This is a genomic window from Megasphaera sp. AF13-6AC (assembly GCF_027685385.1).
Taxonomy (GTDB): domain Bacteria; phylum Bacillota; class Negativicutes; order Veillonellales; family Megasphaeraceae; genus Megasphaera; species Megasphaera micronuciformis.
Map to the genome: position 1 here is coordinate 269 of NZ_JAQCUN010000329.1, position 328 is coordinate 596.

Genomic DNA, 328 nt, shown 5'->3' on the forward strand with positions numbered 1-328 from the left:
CTTGAAGGCCACTGCCGAGTTATCCATCTCTTTAGCGGCAACGGATACGACGGCCGTACGGTTTTGTAAATCCGTTTTGCCGGCAACGGACAGTCCGGACAGGTCGGAGATTCCGTTTAAGAAACGGGCCGTAAGAACCATTTCTTTATGATGGATATTTTCCATACCTTCCGCTTTGCCGGCATTGAAACACCGTCTAAGGAAGATATACACCGAGTACGGCAATTTATCAGCGGTTCGATGAAACAAATGACGCATTGCAGTCGTTGTCGTGCCGATGCTTGCGGTAAATTGGGCTGTGAATAAAAAAAGACCTGCCTTATACAGC

The 328-nt window shown here is 47.9% G+C and carries 1 protein-coding gene; it reads left to right on the forward strand.

Features of this window, described 5'->3' with window-relative positions; genetic code table 11:
* The first annotated feature begins 147 nt into the window (after positions 1-147).
* Positions 148-306, forward strand: a complete 159-nt coding sequence (locus tag PGX78_RS09230) for a hypothetical protein (RefSeq protein ID WP_270446673.1) — start codon at positions 148-150, stop codon at positions 304-306.
* Positions 307-328 lie beyond the last annotated feature (22 nt).